Source organism: Rhizobium sp. GR12 (genome assembly GCF_036596185.1).
GTDB classification, from domain to species: domain Bacteria; phylum Pseudomonadota; class Alphaproteobacteria; order Rhizobiales; family Rhizobiaceae; genus Agrobacterium; species Agrobacterium nepotum.
In genome coordinates this window covers 20,294-41,070 of the sequence record NZ_JASXTH010000019.1, presented here as the reverse complement: position 1 = coordinate 41,070, position 20,777 = coordinate 20,294, and the positions used below count along the sequence as shown (strand labels likewise).

Here is a 20,777-nt window from a genome sequence, read left to right as displayed (position 1 = left end):
TATCGTGTCTTCGTATGCCCCTCACCCACCGGTTCCAACTTGGAAATGGCAATGTCGGCGTTAACGCAACATATCATTGATCGAGGCGACGGCGCCGCCGTTGAACTTTTCCAAGCTCAAACCTCAGCGGCCCCAAGGGGAGCGATACTGTTTGTGCATGGCAATCAGGGCGGGCTTCTTCTGGGTGCGAAAGAGGCTGTCGACAACGGTATGTTGGTTCGATTTTCCTCTCTCCTGAACGTGACGGCGGCGGCGGTTTCACAGCCCGGATTTGGCGCATCCGAAGGCCCAACAGATTTCTGTGGTCCACATACTCAGCAAGCGATTGTGGCTGCTCTGGATTTTCTCAAAGAGCAACCTTCGATCGATCCTGAACGCATCATTCTTTACGGCAACAGTCGCGGGGCAGTCGCTTCGGCGATGGTTGCCACCCGCATGCCCAACCTACGGGCTATCATTCTATCGGGCGGCGTCTACGATCTCAAAGGAGCCTACCAAAGCAGCTCACGAGGTCTACAATTGGCCATTGAGAAAGAGGCGGGCCTTTCAAACACAGCTTTCCTGGATCGCTCCGCCCTGTATCATTCACACGAAATCCGTGCGGAAACATTGCTTTTGCACGGCAAATACGATGACCGTGCACCGGTGGATCAAGCCGAGAGATTTGCAGATGCGCTTTCGGAGGCTGGAGTATCCGTAGCCCTTCACACTTTTGAGTGTGGGCATCGCATCCCAAGCAAACAGACAGCGCCGGTTCTTCGAAGTTTTCTTACGAGAATATTTGCCCCTGCCGCCACTTTTCACTGATCCTGTGACCGGATTGAGCCAAAGATCGGGAAAGAAAATTGGCGCAGGCGGAAATGGCGGTCTCCGGCCTGCGCCAGTCCTGCCGCAAGCGGCATGGGACAGCAATGTTTTCGTGAACTGTCCGAACCGGACTTACACAACCATTGCTTTGCGTCAGACCTTATGGCCGTTCTCTTGCGCGAAACTTGTCTGGCTAAATTTATATATTCGAAAATACCAACGCCCGACACCGAGGTGCCGGGCGTTGGTTATTCTCCATCCGGGACTGAAGGTACTAAACCGGACGGAGACGTATGCTGACAATGGCGGGCGGTGGATCGTTGCCTTCAGCCTTTCGGCTTTCGACTGTCAGGCCTTTGCCAGTTCACTGCGGATGATCGTTCTCAGATCGTCGATAGGCTTCAACTGGTCGCCATCCTCGAAGTGCCAGAACGTCCATCCGTTGCATGCGTCGAGACCCTGCACCTTTGCACCGAGACGGTGAATGGAGCCGGCGGTCCCGCCGGATGCAACCGTACCATCGGCACGAATAATGGCACTATAACGGCGCTTCGCATCCATCAGCACCTGGCCGGGGCGGACGAGGCCGCTTTCCACCAGGGTGTTGAAGGCAACGCGCGGTTCGGCCTTCTTGCCGGTCATGACAGTCAGTTCCGCCTTGCCGAGCGGCTCGACGGCGGCGATGCGGGCAGACGCCGCATCGATATAATCCTGTTCGCGCTCGATGCCGACGAAGTGGCGGCCAAGACGTTTGGCAACAGCACCTGTCGTGCCGGAACCGAAGAACGGGTCGAGCACGATATCGCCCGGCTTGGTGGAGGCCATGATGATGCGCGCCAGCAATGCTTCCGGCTTCTGGGTCGGATGCGCCTTCTTGCCGTCGTCACCCTTCAGCCGCTCGTTGCCGCTGCAGATCGGGAACAGCCAGTCGGAGCGCATCTGCACATCGTCGTTGGAGGCCTTCAGCGCGTCGTAGTTGAAGGTGTAGCCTTTGGCTTTCGGATCGCGGCTTGCCCAGATCATGGTCTCGTGGGCGTTCTGGAAACGGCGGCCCTTGAAATTGGGCATGGGGTTGGTCTTGCGCCAGACGATATCGTTGAGGATCCAGAAATCGAGGTTCTGGAGCATGGAGCCGACGCGGAAGATATTGTGATAGGAGCCGATGACCCAGATGGTGCCGTTCGGTTTCAGGACGCGGCGGCAGGCGAGCAGCCAGGCGCGGGTGAAGGCGTCATAGGCCTCAAAGGATGCGAACTGGTCCCATTCGTCATCGACAGCATCGACCAGCGACTGGTCGGGCCGGTGCAGCGTGCCGCCAAGCTGAAGATTATACGGCGGATCGGCGAATATCGCATCCACCGACTGGCTCGGGAGGGCATCCAAGGCAGCGACACAATCACCTTTGATGATGCTGTCTTTCCAGGCGTCACTCTCGCCCGCACGATCAAAACCGGCACGCCGAAAATCGGCCAGCGGAAAAACTGCTGCCATTGGTACTCGCTCCATACGCTTACTCTCTACTGATGCTTATGGTTACCGAAGATGGTTATCAAAGCCTGAACAAGTCACGGAAAATGCGAAATAAATGGCTGTTGCGGCCTCTTTCCCGGATTTGCAGCGGCAGTCGGGAACCCGAAGTCCCGCAAAAACGTTGTGCACAACGGGTTGTCCTGTTCCACATATCGGTGCGGCGGGAAAACCGGCAATTCAGGGGGTAGTCCGCAATGGGGTCCGTGACGAGAATGGCTTCTTTTTCAGTGCATGTCGCTTCAGCCGCTCTTCTCGTGGCGGCGCTGCCATCACTATTGCCGGCGCAGGAACCGGCACCGCAATATAACGTCGTCACCGACGCGGTGCTGTTCGACGGCGGTCCCTCGCTTGGCAACAGCGACAGGGTGCGGTGGGATTTCTACAAGGCCGACCGTGCCGGTATGCGCAGCGACGTCAATGCTGGCGGCTCCTATGACGCCACCTTCGAGGCGAAGCTGCCCCCGGGCAAATATGTCGGCGTGGCGGTGCTGGGCAATGTTACCCGCGAAATAGCCTTCGAGGTGAAAGGCGGAAGCATCGCGAGGCCGAAGGTGAATTTCGACGCGGCAGAACTGACGGTGGTGCCAAAACGCAGCCCCGGCGGCGATGTGGAAAGTCAGGCGAAAACCGAAATCACCAAGGACGATTTCAAGGACAGCGTCTACGGCCAGAACACGGCCTTCGTGCCGGCGGGCGAAGTCGTTCTGACGGGCAGCATCGGCCCGGCGCGCGCGCAGGAAACGCTTGCCATCAAGGCGGGCGAGAAGATCAGCCACCAGCTTGTCATCCCGAGCGGCGTAGTCGTCACCAGGGCGGTCTATGCGCAGGGTAACAAGGCGGTGGAGACGGACGATATCCGTTTCGAGGCGCTCTCGGCCAAGGAGACGCTTGATGGCACCCGCCAGACCATCAACGGCATTTACGGCACCGGCAAGATGATGGAAATGCCCGCCGGCGATTTCGTGATGCGTGCGCGTCTCGGCAAGGTCACGGTGGATCAGCCATTCACCGTGACCGCCGGAAACCGCTCCGAGATCAGCATCGACCTCGATGCGGGCGTTCTCGCGATCACGGCGCCGGGAGCGGAGCGGATCGACATCGTCGAAACGACCAAAGACCTTCAGGGCACGCAAAAGGAGATTTCCGGCCGTTACGGCACCCGGCATCAGGAAACCCTGCATCCCGGCGATTATTCGGTGAAGGTGAGCTACGACAAGAAGTCCGGCCGCGAGCCGAAGGAAATCAAGGCAACGGTCAAGGCCGCCGAGAGAACCGAGACGAATGTGCCGGAATAGGTGCAAATCGCTGCCCGGCCGGGCGCGCTGGCGGCTCGCCAACTTTCACGCCGGCGAACCCTGACGCCGCGATACGGTCGCACAGCCTTATCCACTGGCAACCGCGACAGGCCTGCCGGATGTCTCCAGCGGCGAAGGCCAGACGCATCTTCGTCAAAAAGTCCGGCGTTGCCCGCAGGCGTTTTCCGGGCTCAAGCGTCTCGCCCAAAAGCGTCGAAACCGAAAGCCGGGCAACCTCATCCCTCTGCACCACACCCTCGTTGAAACAATGGGCATGGCTTTCGCACAACAGGCCGACACAGATATCGTCGGGACCGTCGACCAGCTCGATATCTTCCTCGCCCGTATTCAGCCGGGCGGCGACACGGTCGTAATTCTCGACGAAGCCGGAAGTATATCCCTTCCCAACATAGGTCAGCATGCAGAGAAGGTGATGGGGGCGAAGGCGAACCGTCACGGGCCGCGTTTCCTAAGCTGGAAACAGGTCTGCGGACAGAGTGGTCGCAAGCCGGGACGGCCGAAAAATCCGGTTCGTGAATTCGCCGTCTCAATCGCCATCCATATTCCCTTGCAAACTGCTGATCGCCATCGCGGGCTGGATATCGATAAACGACTTTTCCGACAGAGTCCAAAAGACCACAGCCAATTGCCTCCGGTCTATCCAACAATCGCAAAGGCGTCGTGCACCGAGCCGGAAGAGGTGCGGATCGCCTTGCGGCCGATCCATTGCACATGGCCGTCGAGGATGCGCACCGCCTCCTCGGCACGGCCGCCGCGCAATGCGTCGAGGATCGCGCGGTGGTCGGTGTCGGTGCGCCGCTCCCACCCTGCCCGCCAGGCGGAAAACAGAAACCGGGCGCTTGCCGCATGCAGGCCGTCGATAGCCTCCATCAGGCGTGGCATGTTGCAGGGCGCGGTGATGAAGCGGTGGAAGCGGCGATTGGCCTCTTCCCACTGCTGCACATCGACCGCACTGTCACCCTCAAGCGTGGCGGCCTCAGCCTGATCGAGAATGGCGGCAGTCATGTTCGGAATGGCGTGACGTAGCGCCAGAACCTCGAGCGCTGCGCGCATTTCCGCGACCTCGCGCACATCGGCAAGACCGAAATCCGCGACCCGCACGCCACGGCGTGGAATGCTGGCGGCCAGCCCCTGCGCTTCCAGCCTGCGGAATGCCTCGCGCACCGGCACATGCGAAGCGCCGAATTCGGCAGCGATGTGATCCTGCCGCAGACGTTCACCCGGCGACAGCTCGCCGCGCACGATGCGATCGGCCAGGGTGCGGCTGATGCGTGCGGCGATCGTGTCTTCGGGTCTGGTTTTCACTGTCTTGGGCATGACATTCCATAACGCATCCGGCACGAATGTGTGTAGCGGTTTTTGCATCAGGGAAATGCGCAAAAGCAAATATTCAACGCCGGACAGTCGCTTGCCCAGGCTCGCCCGAGCTATGAGCCTGACGGGACCGACCCTTGCGGACCAGCCGGTTGAGCTTGACGCGGACATGGTCTAAAAGCCCGGCATCACTTTCTTCCAAGCAAATTCGATATAGGGAGCGCCCATGAGCGGCTTCGACCTCATTATTTTCGACTGTGACGGCGTTCTGGTCGATTCCGAAATCATCGCGGCGCAGGTGGAGTCCCGTCTCCTGACCGAGGCGGGTTATCCCATCTCCGTCGAGGAAATGGGCGAGCGTTTTGCCGGCATGACCTGGAAGAACATCCTCCTGCAGGTGGAGCGCGAAGCCAGCATCCCGTTGTCCGCATCCCTGCTCGACAAGTCGGAAAAGCTGCTCGATGCGCGGCTGGAACGCGACGTGAAGATCATCGAGGGCGTCAAGTTTGCGCTGTCGCGACTGACGACCCCACGCTGCATCTGCTCGAATTCCTCCAGCCACCGCCTCGACATGATGCTGACGAAAGTCGGCCTGAAGCCCTATTTCGCGCCGCATATCTATTCCGCCAAGGACTTAGGCGCCGACCGCGTCAAGCCGAAGCCCGATATCTTCCTGCATGGCGCGGCACAGTTCGGCGTCTCCCCCGACCGCGTGGTCGTGATCGAGGATTCCGTGCATGGCATCCATGGTGCGAGAGCCGCCGGCATGCGCGTCATCGGCTTCACCGGTGCATCCCACACCTATCCGAGCCATGCCGACCGGCTGACGGATGCGGGCGCGGAAACCGTGATTTCGCGTATGCAGGACCTGCCCGCCGTCATTGCGGCGATGGCGGAATGGGAAGGCGCTTTTTGAATTGTGAAGGGACGTCTTTCATGATTTGAGTAGCTGCATTGATATCTTAATAAATGTAGCTACATTAATTATGAAAATAATATGGGACGAGCCCAAGAGGCTGGCCAACATCAAGAAGCACGGCTTCGACTTTGCAGATATCGATGGGTTTGATTGGGAAAACGCCATCATCGAGAAAAGCCTGACCGAACCGGGAAGCTCGCGCTTCAAAGCGATCGGATATTTTCAGGACGGGACGACGGCCGTTGTTTTTGCGACTGTCGGAACAGAAGCGATATCCGTCATCAGCTTCCGTCGGGCAAGTTTCAAGGAAAGAAGGAAGTTGCCATGGCCAAAGTTACGAAACTAAAAGAATTCGAACCCGGACACGGCTATACCGAAGCGGACTGGAATGCGGTGGACTTCCCGGAAATGACGGATGAGGAACTCGCAAATACGCGTCCGGCCCGGGACGTTTTGCCTCCCGCTTTTTTCGAAGCAATTGATGAATACCGAAAGACACGCGGCCGCCCGCCGGTGGACAAACCGAAGAAACAGGTGACGCTGCGCCTCGATGAGGACGTGGTCGAACGTTTTCGCGAGGGCGGCAAAGGATGGCAAAGCCGCATCAATGACGCCCTGCGCAAGGCAGCCGGCATTTAAATTCGTTGCCGTTCAATAGAAAACCGGAGCCTGCAAAAGCAGCCTCCGGTTTTTTAATGATCCGTCCGTCAAATCACCGGCGCTTGGTCTTGCCCTTTGCGCCCTGCTCGGCAAAACCGATATAGACGCTGACCGACTTCGGTGCGCCACCCGGTGCATTGGGAATAGCGACGTGGTCATTGTTGAAGATGAACTGCGTGCCGCTCTGGCCAGCCGGAACGTCGATGGCGAAATTGGTCGTTTCGCCGTAAATCTCGCCGTCGCCGTCCTTCACCGTGACACGGATGGGCACGGTCACGCGGCCGGGCTTCGACATGGGGCCGGGAACGAGGCGGCCCTGGGCCAGCACGTTCACCGTCAGCGTCGTTTCGTTCGCGGTGCACGAGCGCGTCGTGTCGGAGAGCGAGACCTGATAGGCCAGCTTCTGCGGATCGTCCTTCGCCCCACCGGAATAGACGCGGTGGACGGCGTTGGCGTCGAGAACCGTCACGGCCGGGCAATTTGCCTGCACCACTGCGGCAACAGGGTTGGCCTGCGCCGCCGGGGGATTGACGGCAAGCGAGTCCGCCGGATTGGAGGAATTGCATCCTGCAACGGCGGCCAGAAGCGACATCGCGGCGGACAAACGCAAGAAATTCCCTGACACTCTTCTAATTCCCTCTCCATTGTCCCGGAACCGAACCGGAGACGCTGTTTATTGACCTTTCACGCAGGTTGGCGATGGTCTATAGCAGCGACGCCGGAAAAAATCGATTGGCATGTTCGGTTTTGCTTGAATTTTCAAAAAAGCCCTTCATTACCTCACCAATCGCCTCATTTTGGCAAGAGCCTGCTGACGAAGACGCCGGTAACATCGGCAACGGACAGACCGATAAAGGACAGGGAACTATCTCGTGAAATATGTATCGACCAGGGGTGCGGCCCCTTCGCTTGGTTTCTGCGACGCGCTTCTGGCGGGCCTTGGCCGTGACGGCGGGCTTTACGTGCCGCGCGAATGGCCCTCCATGTCGAAGAAGGAAATCCGCAACCTGCGCGGAAAATCCTATCAGGACATCGCGTTTGAGGTTCTCTACCGTTTCACCGGCGGCGAAATTCCGGCCGACAAGTTCAGGGCGATGATCGACGACGCCTATGCGACGTTCCGCCATCCGGCCGTGGCACCCCTGACGCAGACCGGCCCCAATACCTTCGTACTTGAGCTTTTCCACGGCACCACGCTCGCCTTCAAGGACGTGGCGATGCAGCTTCTCGCCCGCCTGATGGACTATACGCTGGCTGAGCGCGGCGAGCGCGCCACCATTGTCGGCGCCACATCCGGCGATACCGGCGGCGCGGCAATCGACGCCTTTGCCGGTCGCGAGCGCACCGACATCTTCATCCTTTTCCCCAATGGCAAGGTCTCTCCGGTGCAGCAGCGCCAGATGACGACCTCGACCGCCTCCAACGTGCATGCGATGGCGATCAACGGCAATTTCGACGATTGCCAGAACCTCGTCAAAGAAATGTTCAACGACGCGAAATTCCGCGACGGCGTGAAGCTTTCCGGCGTGAACTCCATCAACTGGGCGCGCATCATGGCGCAGGTGGTCTATTATTTCACCGCGTCGCTATCGCTCGGCGGCCCGGACCGGAAGATTTCCTTCACTGTTCCAACGGGTAATTTCGGCGATATCTTCGCCGGTTATGTCGCCAAGAAGATGGGCCTGCCGATCGACAGACTTGTCATCGCCACCAATGACAACGACATTCTGGCGCGCGCGCTGAAGACCGGCCGTTACGAGATGCGGGGCGTCAAATCCACCACTTCACCCTCCATGGATATTCAGATCTCGTCGAATTTCGAGCGACTGCTGTTCGAGGCCTATGGCCGCGATTCCGCTGCGGTAAAGGCATCGATGGACGGCCTGAAGCAGTCCGGCGCGTTTGAAATTCCGCCGCACGCCCTCAAATTCATCAAGCGCGATTTCCGCGCCGGCCGCGCCACCGAAAAGCAGGTGGCGGCGACAATCCGCGATACGCTTGAAAAAACCGGATACCTGATTGACCCGCATACGGCCACCGGCGTTTTCGTGGCGGAAAAGCACGAAAAGGCGTCGAGCCCGATGGTGGTGCTGTCTACCGCCCACCCGGCTAAATTCCCGGCCGCCGTAAAATCCGCTTGCGCAATCGACCCGGCGCTTCCAGTATGGCTAGCTGACATTATGAACCGGGAGGAGCGTTTCGACATTCTGGATGCAGAGCTGAAAGCGGTGGAAACATTCATCGGCAGCCACGCACGCGCCGGCAAATAGAGACGCGGAAAGACTTGATATGAAAGTTAATGTGACCCGGCTTTCGTCCGGGTTGACCGTTGTGACGGAAAAAATGCCACATCTCGAAAGCGTTGCTCTTGGGGTGTGGATCAAATCCGGATCCCGCAACGAGACGACTGCCGAACATGGCATCGCCCATCTTCTCGAACATATGGCCTTCAAGGGCACGGCGCGCCGCACCGCCCGGCAGATCGCCGAAGAGATCGAAAATGTCGGCGGCGAAGTCAACGCCGCGACATCGACGGAAACAACCTCCTATTATGCCCGGGTCCTCAAAGACCACGTACCGCTGGCCGTCGATATCCTTGCCGACATTCTGACGGAATCGCTCTTCGACGAAGACGAGCTGGAGCGGGAGAAAAACGTCATTCTCCAGGAAATCGGCGCCGCCACCGATACGCCCGATGACGTGATCTTCGACAATTTTTCCGGTGTCGCCTATCGTGACCAGACCATCGGCCGCCCGATCCTCGGCACGCCGGAAACCGTGCAATCCTTTACCAGCGCCCAGATAAGGCATTATCTCGCCCGCAACTATACGACGGACCGCATCTTCGTCGTTGCGGCGGGTGCCGTCGATCACCAAAGCTTCGTGAAGCAGGTGGAAGAGCGTTTCGCCACGCTGCCGCAGCTGCCGATCGCCACGCCGGTTCTCGAAAAGGCGATCTATACCGGCGGGGAAATCCGCGAGACCCGCGACCTGATGGACGCGCAGGTGCTTCTCGGCTTCGAGGGCAAGGCTTACCACGCCCGCGATTTCTACTGTTCGCAGATTCTCGCCAATATTCTCGGCGGCGGCATGTCGTCGCGCCTCTTCCAGGAAGTGCGTGAAGCGCGCGGCCTTTGTTATTCCGTCTATGCCTTCCATTGGGGTTTTTCCGATACCGGCATCTTCGGCGTGCATGCGGCGACCGGCGGCAACGACCTGCCGGAACTGATACCCGTCATCCTCGACGAGTTGCGCAAGTCTTCGCAGACAATCCATCAGGAAGAAATCGACCGCGCCCGGGCACAAATCCGCGCGCAATTGCTGATGGGACAGGAAAGCCCGGCCGCGCGCGCCGGCCAGATCGCCCGGCAGATGATGCTTTACGGCCGCCCCATCCCCAATGAGGAGATGATGGAGCGTCTGAACGACATCACGCGGGAACGCCTGACCGATCTTGCAGGACGGCTGTTTTTCGATACAGTTCCGACGTTGTCCGCAATTGGCCCGCTCGAAAAGCTGCCGCCTCTTTCAGACATCACTGCCGCGCTTTCCGCGCAGCAGCCCGCAAGGATAAAGGCGAACGGCTGAGGGTGGCGGTTTCTTCCGCACAGGGATGGTGAATGCTGCGTTTTCTTTCCCGACATAACGACACGCCCGAATTGCGCAGCGCCGACCATCTTCTCAGACTGCCGCGCTATGGCGATTTCAGGCAATGGCACGTCCTGCGCTCCGAAAGCCGGCAGTTTCTCCAGCCCTGGGAGCCCGCCTGGCGGCCGGACGAACTGACGGAAGGCTCCTTCCGCACGCGCGTGGTGCGCAACGGCCAGGAGTTTTCCTCCGGCACCGCCGTGTCGTTTCTGCTGTTCGAGAAGGAGACGCTGCTCGTCGGCGGCATCACCATCGGATACATCCGCCGGGGTGCTGCGCAAAGCTGCATGATCGGTTATTGGGTGGGCGAACGTTACGCCGCGCAAGGCCATATGTCCGCCGCATTAAAATTGGTAATACCCTATATCTTCAGCGGACTTCAGTTGCACCGTATCGAGGCAGCCTGTATTCCGGAAAACTTCAAAAGCATCCGGCTCCTCGAAAATGCCGGGTTCCAGCGGGAAGGTCTCTTGCGGGAATATCTGAAAATCAATGGCCAATGGCGGGATCATATGATGTTTTCCCTTCTTGCCGACAAGCAAAGCTCCGGCGGAACGAAGTACGATACATGACCTACAATCACTCTGCGCCGTGCCTGTCGAAACGGTTGGCGGCAATTGCATTGGCTGTGCCGTTTTTCCTGCTTTTCCTGCTTTTTGCCTCTCATTCCTACGCTTTCGAACCGGTGAAGATTTCCCGTGACGACACGGCGCTCGATCTTACCGCAACGACCGATATCTACGCCAACCAGGGCGAGGCCTTTCAGGTCTCGACCGCACCCGGACCCGATGGCATCCGCCGCCGCATCGAGGTGCGCGCCAGTTCCACCGACCACCAGGGTGACTGGGCGGTCTTTGCGCTTGCCAACGTCTCCGAAGAACAGCTGGAGCGCGTCATCGTCGCCCCGCATTTCCGTCTGGTGAATTCCAAGCTGTTCTGGCCCGATCTCGGCTCGCAGCGCATCATGGCGATTACCCCGAGCGAGGGCTTCGCGCTCGACCGGCAGCCAAGCCCGGATGCCGACGTGTTCCGCATCACGCTCAACCCCGGCTCCGTCATCACCTTCGTCGCGGAACTTTCGACCCCGCAATTGCCGCAGATCTATCTGTGGGAACCGGAAGCCTACAAGGACACGATCAACGCGTTTACGCTTTATCGTGGCATCGTGCTCGGTATCGCCGGCCTTCTGGCCGTGCTTCTGACCATTCTGTTCGTGGTCAAGGGAACCTCCGTTCTGCCGGCCTCGGCCGCACTTGCCTGGGCGGTGCTGGCCTATATCTGCGTCGACTTCGGCTTTCTCGAAAAGCTCATCACCGTCACGTCCAGCGATCAGCGAATATGGAGGGCGGGCGCCGAAGTGGCTCTCGCCTCCAGCTTTGTGGTCTTCCTGTTCACCTATCTCAATCTCAATCGCTGGCACGCACATCTGGGTTACGCGACATTCGCCTGGGTGGTGGGGCTGGTGCTGCTTTTCGGCGTCGCCATCTACGATCCTTCGGTCGCGTCCGGTATCGCCCGCGTATCCTTCGCTCTGACAGCGACCGCCGGCATCGCGCTCATCGTCTATCTCGGCTTCAACCGCTACGACCGGGCGATCCTGCTCGTTCCCTCCTGGGCGCTCATCCTCGTCTGGCTGTTCGGCGGTTGGCTTACGGTGACGGGACAGTTGGACAACGACATCGTACAGCCGGCGCTCGGCGGCGGGCTGGTGCTGATCGTGCTGCTGATCGGCTTCACCGTCATCCAGCACGCCTTTGCCGGCAGCGCCTATCAGCAGGGCCTATTTTCCGATCTCGAGCGGCAATCGCTGGCCCTGACCGGCAGCGGCGATACCGTGTGGGATTGGGATGTGACGCGCGACCGCATCGTCACCACGCCCGATATTTCCAACCGGCTGGGGCTGGAGCCCGGCACCATGCATGGTGCTGCGCGCAACTGGCTGCCACGCCTGCACCCAGATGACCGCGACAGGTTCAAGGCGACGCTCGACGTGCTGCTCGACCATCGTAAGGGCCGGCTCAACCACGAATTCCGCATTCGCGCCGAAGACGGGCATTTCCACTGGCTGCAAATCCGCGCCCGTCCGGTTCTCGGCTCCAACGGCGAAATCATCCGCTGCGTCGGCACCATTACCGATATCACCGAGCAGAAGAATTCGGTCGAGCGGTTGTTGCAGGATGCAATGAACGACAATCTGACCGGGCTTCCGAACCGGCAGGTGTTTCTCGACCGCCTGCAATCGATCCTCAACCTCTCTCCCGACAGCGAGAGCGTGCGCCCGACCGTCATGGCGATCGATATCGACCGCTACAAGCTGGTCAACGATACTCTGGGTATCGCTGCGGGCGACAATATCCTCATCGCGCTGACGCGGCGTCTGCGCCGTCTCCTGAAACCGCAGGATACGCTGGCGCGTCTCGGCGGCGATGAATTCGGCCTGATCCTGACCTCGGAGCGCGATCCGCAGCGGGTTGCCGATTTCGCCGATGCGGTGAACAAGGCGATCATGGTGCCGATCAATTTCGCCAATCGCGAAATCATCCTCACCGCCTCCATCGGCCTCGTCTCATGGATCGACCAGCAGGAAAGCGCCGCCGGACTTCTGAGCGATGCGGAACTCGCCATGTACCGCGCCAAGCGGGCTGGCGGAAACCGCGTCGAGCCTTTCCGCCCCGCCTTCCGCACGTCCGGCACCGACCGCCTGCAAATGGAAAGCGACCTTCGCCGCGCCATCGAGCGCAAGGAGCTGTCGCTTGCCTACCAGCCGATCGTCAAGTTGGACGACGGCGAAATTGCCGGTTTCGAGGCCCTCATGCGGTGGGAGCATCCCAAGCGGGGCAATATCGCGCCCAGCGAATTCATTCCCATCGCCGAAGCTTCGGGCCTCATCGAACCGCTCGGCATGTTCGCACTGGAACGGGCGGCGACCGATCTGATGGATTGGCAACATGCCATCGAGAAGATGCCGATCTTCATTTCCGTCAATATTTCCAGCGCGCAATTGCTGAACAACGAATTGTATACCGATGTGCGCAGCATGCTGACGCGCACGCGCTGCAATCCGCAGCAGCTGAAACTGGAATTGACGGAATCGGTGGTGATGGAGAACCCCGAACAGGCGCGGCTGGTTCTTTCCAAGCTCAAGGAAACCGGCATCAGCCTCGCCATGGACGATTTCGGCACCGGCTATTCGTCGCTTGCCTATCTCACTCGTTTCCCCTTCGACACGATCAAGCTCGACAAGGCGCTGGTGGCCAATACCAGCGACAAGCGCAACGTGCTGCTGCGCTCCGTCATCGCCATGGCGCGTGCGCTCGACATGCAGGTGGTGGCCGAAGGCATCGAAACGCCCGAGGACGCGGCGGAACTTTCACGGATGAACTGCCATTTCGGCCAAAGCTTCCTGTTCGGCACCCCGGTTTCCGGCGATGCGGCGCTGAAGCTTCTGCGGGAGCGGTTCCAGCCGACGAAGCGGGCTTCGTAAGTGGTCGGGGTGCGGTGGTGCACCCCTTCCCCCCAAACACGACGTCATCCTCGGGCTCGACCCGAGGATCCATTGTCGCGGGTGATTGTGGGTCCTCGGGTCAAGCCCGAGGATGACCACCGAAGAAAAGTATTCGGTCGCCGCTGCGACGCGGATTTTTCAGCCCGCGTATCGTGTATTCACTGAACCATCACAAACTGCTGCACCGGTGACGGCCAGTCTGCGGCGACCCTGCCGTGCAGCAGGTCGTGAATGAATTCCATCTTGGTCACCACTGGCGGCGCCAGCACGAAGGGGTAGAGGTCCGCCTCCCCCATGCTGCGCTGGATCGAGTTGATGGCGACGCTCAGCGGAATCCAGGCCCTGACCAGTTGCGCGGCACTACGGGCATTGTAGGGATCGAACGTGACCTCCGCCGCCATTTCCTCGTGTCCGTTCGGATCGATCGCCACCCCGAAGGCGCGCGCGGTCTCCAGCGTGTCGACGATGTGGAGATAATGCGCGAAACATTCGGCAAAATCCTCCCAGGGGTGGACGGAGGCGTAGGCGCTTATGAAGGTTTCCTGCCAGTTGGAGCGCGGCCCCTGCTGGTAACTGCGTTGCAGGGCCGCTGCGTAATCCTCGCGCTCGTCGCCGAATATTGCGCGGCAGGCCTCTAACCGGTTCTGGTCACGAACGAGCTTGTTCCAGATGAAATGTCCGACCTCATGGCGGAAATGGCCGAGCATCGTGCGATAGGGTTCGTTCATGTTGGCACGCACCTGCTCGCGCGTCGCATCGTCCACTTCCGCCGCGCGAATGGCGATAAGGCCCTCGTCGTGACCGGTCATGGCGGGAATGACCGAACCGTCTGGCGCGACCGCATCAACCAGAAAGTCGAAGACCAGCCCTCCGACCGGATCGGCATCCCGGTTCGGATGCGGCAGGCCGAGCCGCAGTATCGAATAGAACAAATGCCGCTGCGCCTGGCTGATGCCCCGCCATTGTTCGATGCCCTCATCCGTCGTGATATCCGGCACCAGACGGTTGTGGCTGCAGGCCGGGCAAAAGGCGTCGAAGCTTTCCGCCGGCACCGACCAGTTGCAGATGTCGTTCGCTTCATTGGCGCAAAAACGCACCTGTTTTTCCGGCTGGGCGACCAGTTGCCAGTTCGGCTCGCCCGCAGGCGCCAGCGCTTCCATGGAGAAGCGCTCCGGCACGAAAGCCAGACGATGGCCGCAGGAGACGCAGAAACGATTATCGAAATGGACCGGCTGGCCACAGGAGGCGCAGGAAAAAAGCTTCATTCATGAAACCCTTGCGATGGATCGGCTGGCTGGCGGCAAGCATACGATATCAATGTGAACACTGTGACCGCCCTTCCGGCATCCCATACGACTGGAGCGCATGTGCAACACACATGCGCTCCATGGCGTCCCTCAGGCGGACTTGGCGACATTACATGCGATCGACCGCGCCCTTGACGGCGTCTTTCGCCTTGCCGACGGTGCTCTGGACCTTACCCTTGGTTTCCTGGGCCGCACCCTTGGCGCGCAACTGGTTATTGCCGGTCGCTTCACCGACGCTCTTCTTGACCTTGCCGGCAACTTCGTTGGCTTTACCGGCAATTCTGTCTGATGTGCTACCCATGTCGTTACTCCCTGGTTGAACCGAACTGTTTGTCGGCTTTCCGGGTGACTAACGTGAGGGACAAGGTTTGGTTCCCGCCGGCAGGCGCCTGGCGGCGGCAGGAATTCGGGCGTGCAAATTCAGGCGTGTCCGGCATCCGCAGAAAGCATGCGGGGGTCGATACCCATCAGCGCGAGCGCCCGTTCATATTTATTGTCCAGTCCACGGTCGAAAATCAGCTCTTCCGCAGCCGGGCAATTCAGCCAGCCATTGTTGGCGATCTCGTTTTCCAGCTGGCCCGGACCCCAGCCCGCATAGCCGAGCATCATGGTTGCCCTTTGCGGGCCGCGGCCGTTGGAAATGGCGCGGACGATATCCAGCGTCGCCGTCAGCGAAATGTCGTCGCTGACCGGAATGCTGGATTCGCTCAGATAATCATCCGAATGCAGCACGAAACCCCGGCCGGATTCGACCGGGCCGCCGCACTGGATCGGAAATTCGCGAGTGCGGTTGGGCAGCATGATGGCGTCGTTGCTATCCACCAGTTTCAAATGCAGCAGAATATCCGTAAAGGTGATCTGCTGCGGCCGGTTGATGATGAAGCCCATGGCGCCGGCGTCCGAATGGGCGCAGATATAAATCACCGAACGGGCAAAATTGCCGTCGTCCAGTCCCGGCATCGCGATGAGGAACTGGCTGTCGAGAAAGCCACGTTCGCGTTTGTCCATCAGCGTTGAAAAGCTCACCGTCGCCTCCAGCAGACCGAATTCCGTCATTGAACGGAAAACGTCGTTCGCACTTCGACGAGATACAGGATGCGGCATAGCGCCCGATCAATCAACCGAAAATGATGAACCGCACGAATTCGTAACTGGTTCACCGGGCGATGTTGGGTTAGACGGGAAGAATGAGCGTCAGGACATTCTTTCGATTTTCACATCTTCGCCTCGCGGCCGCATTTGCCGTCCTCCTCGGTGGCGGACATGCCGCGCAGGCGGAAATTACCGACTGGGCCAGAAGCGAGGGCGGCCAGATGCGCGTGGCAAGCCTTGCCATGGATGGCGACGGCGTGGTGCGCGGCGTGCTGCAAATCGAGCCGAAAGACGGCTGGATAACCTATTGGCGCGAACCGGGCGAAGCTGGCATACCGCCGAAGATCACGCTTGATCCGGCAAGCGGCGTGAGCCTGATCTCCATGGCCTATCCCGTTCCGAAGCTCATCGAAAACGGCGAGCTTACCGATATCGGCTACGATCACGCCGTCAGCCTTCCCTTTCAGCTGAAAGCCGCCGACACATCGGCGAGCGGCAAAATCGACCTCACCGCCTTCATCGGTGTCTGCCAGAATATCTGCATCCCCTTCGAGGCGACGTTTTCGATCGACCGGGGCAATGCCGGCGGTGACGACCACGAGGAACGGCGATTGCTGGAAGAGGCGCGCGAGACGCTGCCCGAAGCCGCATCCGACGATTTCAAGGTCGTCGATTTCCACATCACGCCCGACAAGACCATGCTCGGCGTGCAGCTGCAACTGCCGGAAAACGCGCCTAAGGAAACCGAGATATTCATCGCCGGTCCCTCGGGTTTTGCCTATTACGAACCGCAGAACATGGTGCGCGACAGGCGCAAGCTATCCTTCTACATGAACATCAAGGGCCTGCCGAAAACCTATCAGGTGCAGGGCAACAGCTGGCCGATTCTCGTCAAATCCGGCGACCGGGCCATGGAGACGATGCTGAACTTTCCAAAGCCGTGAGCGGTCGGCGACCGTGTCCGCACGGCCGTTTCAGGCATGGAATTTCCCGAGAAAACGGGATGACACGTTTCGTTTCGTTGCTCTATAGTCGCGCGAACCGAACGGCCACAGGAGCATGGACATGACCATCAAGATCGGCGAAAAACTGCCTTCCGCAACCTTCAAGGAAAAGACGGCTGACGGCCCGGTTGAAACCACCACCGATCAGCTTTTCGGCGGCAAGACGGTGGTTCTTTTCGCCGTACCCGGCGCTTTCACCCCCACCTGCTCGCTGAACCACCTGCCGGGCTATCTCGAAAACCGCGACGCCATTCTTGCAAAAGGCGTGGATGACATCGCCGTCGTCTCCGTCAACGACTGGCACGTCATGGGCGCATGGGCGCAATCGTCCGGCGGCCAGGGCAAAATCCACTTCCTTGCCGACTGGGACGCCGCCTTCACCAAGGCGCTCGGTCTCGACGCCGATCTCTCCGGCGGCGGCCTCGGTGTGCGCTCCAAGCGCTATTCGATGCTGGTGAAAGACGGCGTAGTAACATCGCTCAACGTGGAAGAAAATCCCGGTCAGGCGACGGTCTCGGCCGCAGCGGCGATGATCGAGCAGCTTTAAGCCACCTCTACGTCTCCATCCTCGGGCATGGAGCAAAGGACAGATTAAAGGGCGGTCGAACCGCCCTTTTTCATACGTTCATATCGAACACCAGAAGCCCGGCCAGGCCGCCATCGGTCAGCGAGACCAGACGTTGCCCGACTTCCATGTGCTGCGGGTGCGCGAGATATTCGTCGCGGGCTTCCGGGCTTTCCAGCGTCACGATGAAGCCATCGACGAAGCCGCCATTCAGGCCTTCGGGTGAAACATTCTGGCCGTATTTCACGTCGATTATGCCGGGTATCACGTCCTTCAGGGCCGCAATCGCCTCGAATACCGCCTGTTTTTCAGAGGATGCCGTCGCGGCCTTGAACCGTAGAAATACACAATGCAGGATCATCCGAATGTCTCTCCTCCGTTGGAACGCCGTCCAACTGTTTGACGACAAGATAGATCGGGTTTCAGTTTTCACAATCCCCGATCAGGGCCTGTCCTGATTAAAACATGCCCCGGTCAGACTGGCTCTGGTCAAGACTGGCCCGAAATAGAGCAGGCTTCCGTTACCGGCGTTTGAAAGGCTCCATGCCCTTGCGCGCCAATTCATCGGCGCGCTCGTTTTCCGGATGGCCGGCATGGCCCTTGACCCAGTGCAGGGTGACCTTGTGGCGCTCCTGCGCCGCTTCCAGCGCCTGCCACAGCTCGACATTCTTGACCGGCTTATTGTCGGCGGTTTTCCAACCCTTCTTTTTCCAGCCGAAAATCCACTTGGTGATGCCGTCCTTGACATAGGCGCTGTCGGTATAAAGATCGACCTCGCAAGGGCTTTTCAGCGCATTGAGCGCCGAGATAGCCGCCAGCAATTCCATGCGGTTGTTGGTGGTGTCGGCTTCGCCGCCGGACAATTCCTTTTCGGTCTCGCCATAACGCAACACCGCGCCCCAACCACCCGGACCGGGATTGCCGGAGCAGGCGCCATCCGTAAAAATATCGACGTGTTTCATTCGCCGACCAGCCCGTATTCGGCGACATGGCCGATGGAGCGGTGGAACCGCAGCTTGCGCAGATATTCCAGCGGGTCTTTTTTCACCACCAGCGCGCCTGCCGGCGTCGTCAGCCAGTCATAAAGTCTGGTCAGGAAAAAGCGCAGCGCCGAACCGCGCGCCAGAAGCGGCAGCGCATCCAGTTCCTCGGCGCTCAGCGGCCGCACCGACTGGTAGCCTTCCAGCAGCGCCTTGCCCTTGGTGACGTTGTAGGCGCCATCCTTCTCAAAGCACCAGGCATTGAGGCAGATCGACACGTCGTAAGCGAGCAGGTCGTTGCAGGCGAAGTAAAAATCGATCAGGCCGGAAAGCTCGTCGCCGAGGAAGAACACGTTATCCTGAAACAGATCCGCATGGATGACGCCGGCGGGCAAATCCTTCGGCCAATGGGCGGCGAGATAGTCGAGTTCGGGACGAATTTCATCCCTCAGGCCCTTCTCCACCTCGTCGGCGCGGGCCTCCGATTTGTCCCAAAGCACCTTCCAGCCCTCGATGGAGAGCGCATTGGGGCGCGTGATCTCAAAACCCTCGCCGGCGAGATGCATGGCGGCCAGCGCCCTGCCGACCTCCCGGCAATGTTTCGCTTCCGGCTTTCGGAGCCACATGCCTTCAAGGAAGGAGATCAACGCCGCCGGGCGGCCCGACAATTCGCCCAGCAATTCCCCGTCCTTGCGCGGCAGGGGCAAGGGGCAGGACAGGCCCCTGGCGGCCAGATGCTGCATGAGGCCGAGGAAAAACGGCAGATCGGATTTTTCCACGCGCTTTTCGTAAAGCGTCAGGATCAGCGGGTCCCTGGTGGTATGCAGCAGGAAATTGGAGTTTTCGACGCCTTCGGCAATGCCCTTGTAGGAGGTGAGCGTGCCGACGTCGTATTGCGTGAGGAAACTCCTCAGATCATCTTCGGTGATGTCCGTATAAACTGCCAATTTCAAATCTCTTGATGAAGGATGGAGTGGAAATCCGGGGTGAGAATGACGGATGCGGGGCGGAAACCGCCCACATTTATCGCCATCCCGTTTCAGGCACCGGCGGCGGTTTTCGGCGGGAGCGCGTTGCTGGCATTGCCGTTCACGAAGGCCATGTCGTCCGTCGTCAGTTCAATACTGCGCAGTTCGCGGTTGACGAGGAAATGTTCCGTTTCCTCAACCGTGACAGCCAGATCGAGCGTCGTGTCGAAACGCGCCTTGAAGGCTTCGATGATCTCATCGACGATGACCTCAGGCGCGGAAGCACCAGCCGAAAGACCGACGGTGCTGACATCGCCGATCGCATCCCAGTCGATTTCCGCTGCCCGCTGCACCAGCACGGAGTGTTTTGCGCCAGCGCGCAGCGCCACTTCCACCAGCCGCTTCGAATTGGAGGAATTGGGTGCACCGACCACGATGAACAGATCGCAGCCAGGGGCCGCCTGCTTCACCGCATCCTGGCGGTTGGTGGTTGCGTAACAGATGCTGTCGGCGGCGGGCGCCTGAATGGCGGGGAACCGTTCCTGCAACCTCGCGATAACACCGGCGGTATCATCCACCGACAAAGTCGTCTGGGTGACGAAACCGAGGTTTTCGCGGTCCACCGGCTCATAACGGCCGGCATCTTCCACCGTTTCGACCAGCGAGACAGTGCCTTCGGGAAGCTGGCCCATGGTGCCGATGACTTCCGGATGCCCCGCATGGCCGATCAACACGACATGGCGGCCGAGACGCTGGTGGCGCATGGCCTGCTTGTGAACCTTGGAGACCAGCGGACATGTCGCATCGAGATAAAACAGGTTACGCGCCTGCGCATCCTCCGGCACGGATTTCGGCACGCCATGGGCGGAAAAGACCACCGGCTGCTCGCGATGTTCGGTGGGGATTTCATGCAGTTCTTCAACAAAAACTGCGCCCTTGGCTTCCAGCCCCTCAACCACATAGCGGTTATGTACGATTTCGTGGCGGACATAGACCGGCGCGCCATAGGCCTTGAGCGCCAGCACCACGATCTGGATCGCCCGGTCCACGCCCGCGCAAAAGCCGCGCGGTCCGCACAGCCTTATCGTCAAAGGGGGTTTGGAAACGGCGATGTTCATTCGTGCTCCTTGGCCTGCTCCTCGCCCTTGCCCGATAACCAGCG

22 protein-coding genes are annotated in these 20,777 nt (G+C 59.7%); 11 read left to right on the top strand and 11 right to left on the bottom strand.

All coding sequences use genetic code 11. The annotated features are described in order from the left end of the window. Positions 1 to 51 precede the first annotated feature (51 nt). The gene (locus tag QSK43_RS24835) at positions 52 to 807 is read left to right on the top strand and encodes an alpha/beta hydrolase family protein (protein ID WP_332305706.1); all 756 of its coding nucleotides are present in this window, start codon (positions 52 to 54) and stop codon (positions 805 to 807) included. 348 nt (positions 808 to 1,155) lie between these two features. On the opposite strand, the gene QSK43_RS24830 is transcribed toward QSK43_RS24835, so the two are convergent. Then, entirely contained in the window at positions 1,156 to 2,298 is a 1,143-nt protein-coding gene (locus QSK43_RS24830) for a site-specific DNA-methyltransferase (protein WP_045021046.1), read from the bottom strand. Between the two features lie 233 nt (positions 2,299 to 2,531). On the opposite strand from QSK43_RS24830, the gene QSK43_RS24825 reads away from it, so the two are divergent. Further along, the gene (locus QSK43_RS24825; RefSeq protein ID WP_332305705.1) at positions 2,532 to 3,632 is read left to right on the top strand and encodes a hypothetical protein; all 1,101 of its coding nucleotides are present in this window, start codon (positions 2,532 to 2,534) and stop codon (positions 3,630 to 3,632) included. Here QSK43_RS24825 and QSK43_RS24820 read toward each other — a convergent pair. Continuing rightward, on the bottom strand, positions 3,592 to 4,053 hold the full coding sequence (locus tag QSK43_RS24820; protein ID WP_332305739.1) for a DUF1284 domain-containing protein: 462 nt from the start codon (positions 4,051 to 4,053) through the stop codon (positions 3,592 to 3,594). The two genes, QSK43_RS24825 and QSK43_RS24820, sit on opposite strands and share 41 nt — an antisense overlap. Before the next feature lie 236 nt (positions 4,054 to 4,289). Next, positions 4,290 to 4,970: a GntR family transcriptional regulator gene (locus tag QSK43_RS24815; RefSeq protein WP_332305704.1), complete on the bottom strand. Its 681-nt coding sequence runs from the start codon at positions 4,968 to 4,970 to the stop codon at positions 4,290 to 4,292. 223 nt (positions 4,971 to 5,193) lie between these two features. On the opposite strand from QSK43_RS24815, the gene QSK43_RS24810 reads away from it, so the two are divergent. The 3 genes from QSK43_RS24810 (at position 5,194) to QSK43_RS24800 (ending at position 6,525) form a co-directional block, all read left to right on the top strand. Continuing rightward, positions 5,194 to 5,883 carry an HAD family hydrolase gene (locus QSK43_RS24810; protein ID WP_332305703.1) on the top strand — a complete coding sequence of 230 codons (690 nt, stop codon included), beginning with the start codon at positions 5,194 to 5,196 and terminating at the stop codon, positions 5,881 to 5,883. A gap of 70 nt (positions 5,884 to 5,953) precedes the next feature. Next, a complete protein-coding gene (locus tag QSK43_RS24805) occupies positions 5,954 to 6,232 on the top strand; it encodes a BrnT family toxin (protein WP_332305738.1) in 279 nt (92 codons plus the stop codon). Continuing rightward, the gene (locus tag QSK43_RS24800; protein ID WP_332305702.1) at positions 6,211 to 6,525 is read left to right on the top strand and encodes a BrnA antitoxin family protein; all 315 of its coding nucleotides are present in this window, start codon (positions 6,211 to 6,213) and stop codon (positions 6,523 to 6,525) included. The genes QSK43_RS24805 and QSK43_RS24800 overlap by 22 nt, the downstream gene beginning before the upstream one ends. Positions 6,526 to 6,598: 73 nt before the next feature. On the opposite strand, the gene QSK43_RS24795 is transcribed toward QSK43_RS24800, so the two are convergent. Continuing rightward, positions 6,599 to 7,138 carry a PilZ domain-containing protein gene (locus QSK43_RS24795; RefSeq protein WP_332305737.1) on the bottom strand — a complete coding sequence of 180 codons (540 nt, stop codon included), beginning with the start codon at positions 7,136 to 7,138 and terminating at the stop codon, positions 6,599 to 6,601. A gap of 280 nt (positions 7,139 to 7,418) precedes the next feature. Here QSK43_RS24795 and thrC point away from each other — a divergent pair, with 280 nt between their 5' ends. The 4 genes from thrC to QSK43_RS24775 are packed head-to-tail and all read left to right on the top strand — an operon-like array spanning position 7,419 to position 13,678. Next, on the top strand, positions 7,419 to 8,816 hold the full coding sequence (gene thrC / locus QSK43_RS24790) for a threonine synthase (RefSeq protein ID WP_045021035.1): 1,398 nt from the start codon (positions 7,419 to 7,421) through the stop codon (positions 8,814 to 8,816). A gap of 19 nt (positions 8,817 to 8,835) precedes the next feature. Continuing rightward, positions 8,836 to 10,134 carry a M16 family metallopeptidase gene (locus QSK43_RS24785; RefSeq protein ID WP_045021034.1) on the top strand — a complete coding sequence of 433 codons (1,299 nt, stop codon included), beginning with the start codon at positions 8,836 to 8,838 and terminating at the stop codon, positions 10,132 to 10,134. 32 nt (positions 10,135 to 10,166) lie between these two features. Further along, positions 10,167 to 10,766 (top strand): GNAT family N-acetyltransferase, encoded by a 600-nt coding sequence (locus QSK43_RS24780; protein WP_045021032.1) that lies wholly within the window; start codon positions 10,167 to 10,169, stop codon positions 10,764 to 10,766. Beyond that, positions 10,763 to 13,678, top strand: a complete 2,916-nt coding sequence (locus QSK43_RS24775; RefSeq protein ID WP_332305701.1) for an EAL domain-containing protein — start codon at positions 10,763 to 10,765, stop codon at positions 13,676 to 13,678. Before QSK43_RS24780 ends, QSK43_RS24775 begins: the two co-directional genes overlap by 4 nt. 179 nt (positions 13,679 to 13,857) lie before the next feature. Here the strand turns inward: QSK43_RS24775 and QSK43_RS24770 are convergent, their stop codons facing one another. The 3 genes from QSK43_RS24770 to QSK43_RS24760 all read right to left on the bottom strand — a co-directional run bounded on the left by QSK43_RS24770 (position 13,858) and on the right by QSK43_RS24760 (position 16,032). Further along, entirely contained in the window at positions 13,858 to 14,964 is a 1,107-nt protein-coding gene (locus QSK43_RS24770) for a zinc-binding metallopeptidase family protein (RefSeq protein ID WP_332305700.1), read from the bottom strand. A 151-nt stretch (positions 14,965 to 15,115) separates the two neighbouring features. Next, positions 15,116 to 15,307 (bottom strand): CsbD family protein, encoded by a 192-nt coding sequence (locus tag QSK43_RS24765; protein WP_332305699.1) that lies wholly within the window; start codon positions 15,305 to 15,307, stop codon positions 15,116 to 15,118. A 119-nt stretch (positions 15,308 to 15,426) separates the two neighbouring features. Then, positions 15,427 to 16,032: a YqgE/AlgH family protein gene (locus tag QSK43_RS24760; RefSeq protein WP_332305736.1), complete on the bottom strand. Its 606-nt coding sequence runs from the start codon at positions 16,030 to 16,032 to the stop codon at positions 15,427 to 15,429. 161 nt (positions 16,033 to 16,193) lie between these two features. Between QSK43_RS24760 and QSK43_RS24755 the strand changes: the two genes are divergently transcribed. Both QSK43_RS24755 and QSK43_RS24750 read left to right on the top strand, forming a co-directional pair. After that, positions 16,194 to 17,042 (top strand): protein-disulfide reductase DsbD domain-containing protein, encoded by an 849-nt coding sequence (locus QSK43_RS24755; RefSeq protein WP_045021024.1) that lies wholly within the window; start codon positions 16,194 to 16,196, stop codon positions 17,040 to 17,042. Between the two features lie 121 nt (positions 17,043 to 17,163). Continuing rightward, on the top strand, positions 17,164 to 17,649 hold the full coding sequence (locus QSK43_RS24750; protein WP_045021023.1) for a peroxiredoxin: 486 nt from the start codon (positions 17,164 to 17,166) through the stop codon (positions 17,647 to 17,649). Positions 17,650 to 17,719: 70 nt separating this feature from the next. On the opposite strand, the gene QSK43_RS24745 is transcribed toward QSK43_RS24750, so the two are convergent. The 4 genes from QSK43_RS24745 to ispH form a co-directional block, all read right to left on the bottom strand. Then, complete coding sequence (locus QSK43_RS24745; RefSeq protein WP_045021020.1) at positions 17,720 to 18,028, bottom strand: Dabb family protein; 309 nt, start codon at positions 18,026 to 18,028, stop codon at positions 17,720 to 17,722. A 160-nt stretch (positions 18,029 to 18,188) separates the two neighbouring features. Continuing rightward, complete coding sequence (gene rnhA / locus QSK43_RS24740; protein WP_003511799.1) at positions 18,189 to 18,629, bottom strand: ribonuclease HI; 441 nt, start codon at positions 18,627 to 18,629, stop codon at positions 18,189 to 18,191. Further along, positions 18,626 to 19,594 (bottom strand): homoserine kinase, encoded by a 969-nt coding sequence (locus QSK43_RS24735; RefSeq protein ID WP_332305698.1) that lies wholly within the window; start codon positions 19,592 to 19,594, stop codon positions 18,626 to 18,628. The genes rnhA and QSK43_RS24735 overlap by 4 nt, the downstream gene beginning before the upstream one ends. Positions 19,595 to 19,686: 92 nt before the next feature. Continuing rightward, complete coding sequence (gene ispH / locus QSK43_RS24730) at positions 19,687 to 20,733, bottom strand: 4-hydroxy-3-methylbut-2-enyl diphosphate reductase (RefSeq protein WP_045021016.1); 1,047 nt, start codon at positions 20,731 to 20,733, stop codon at positions 19,687 to 19,689. Positions 20,734 to 20,777 lie beyond the last annotated feature (44 nt).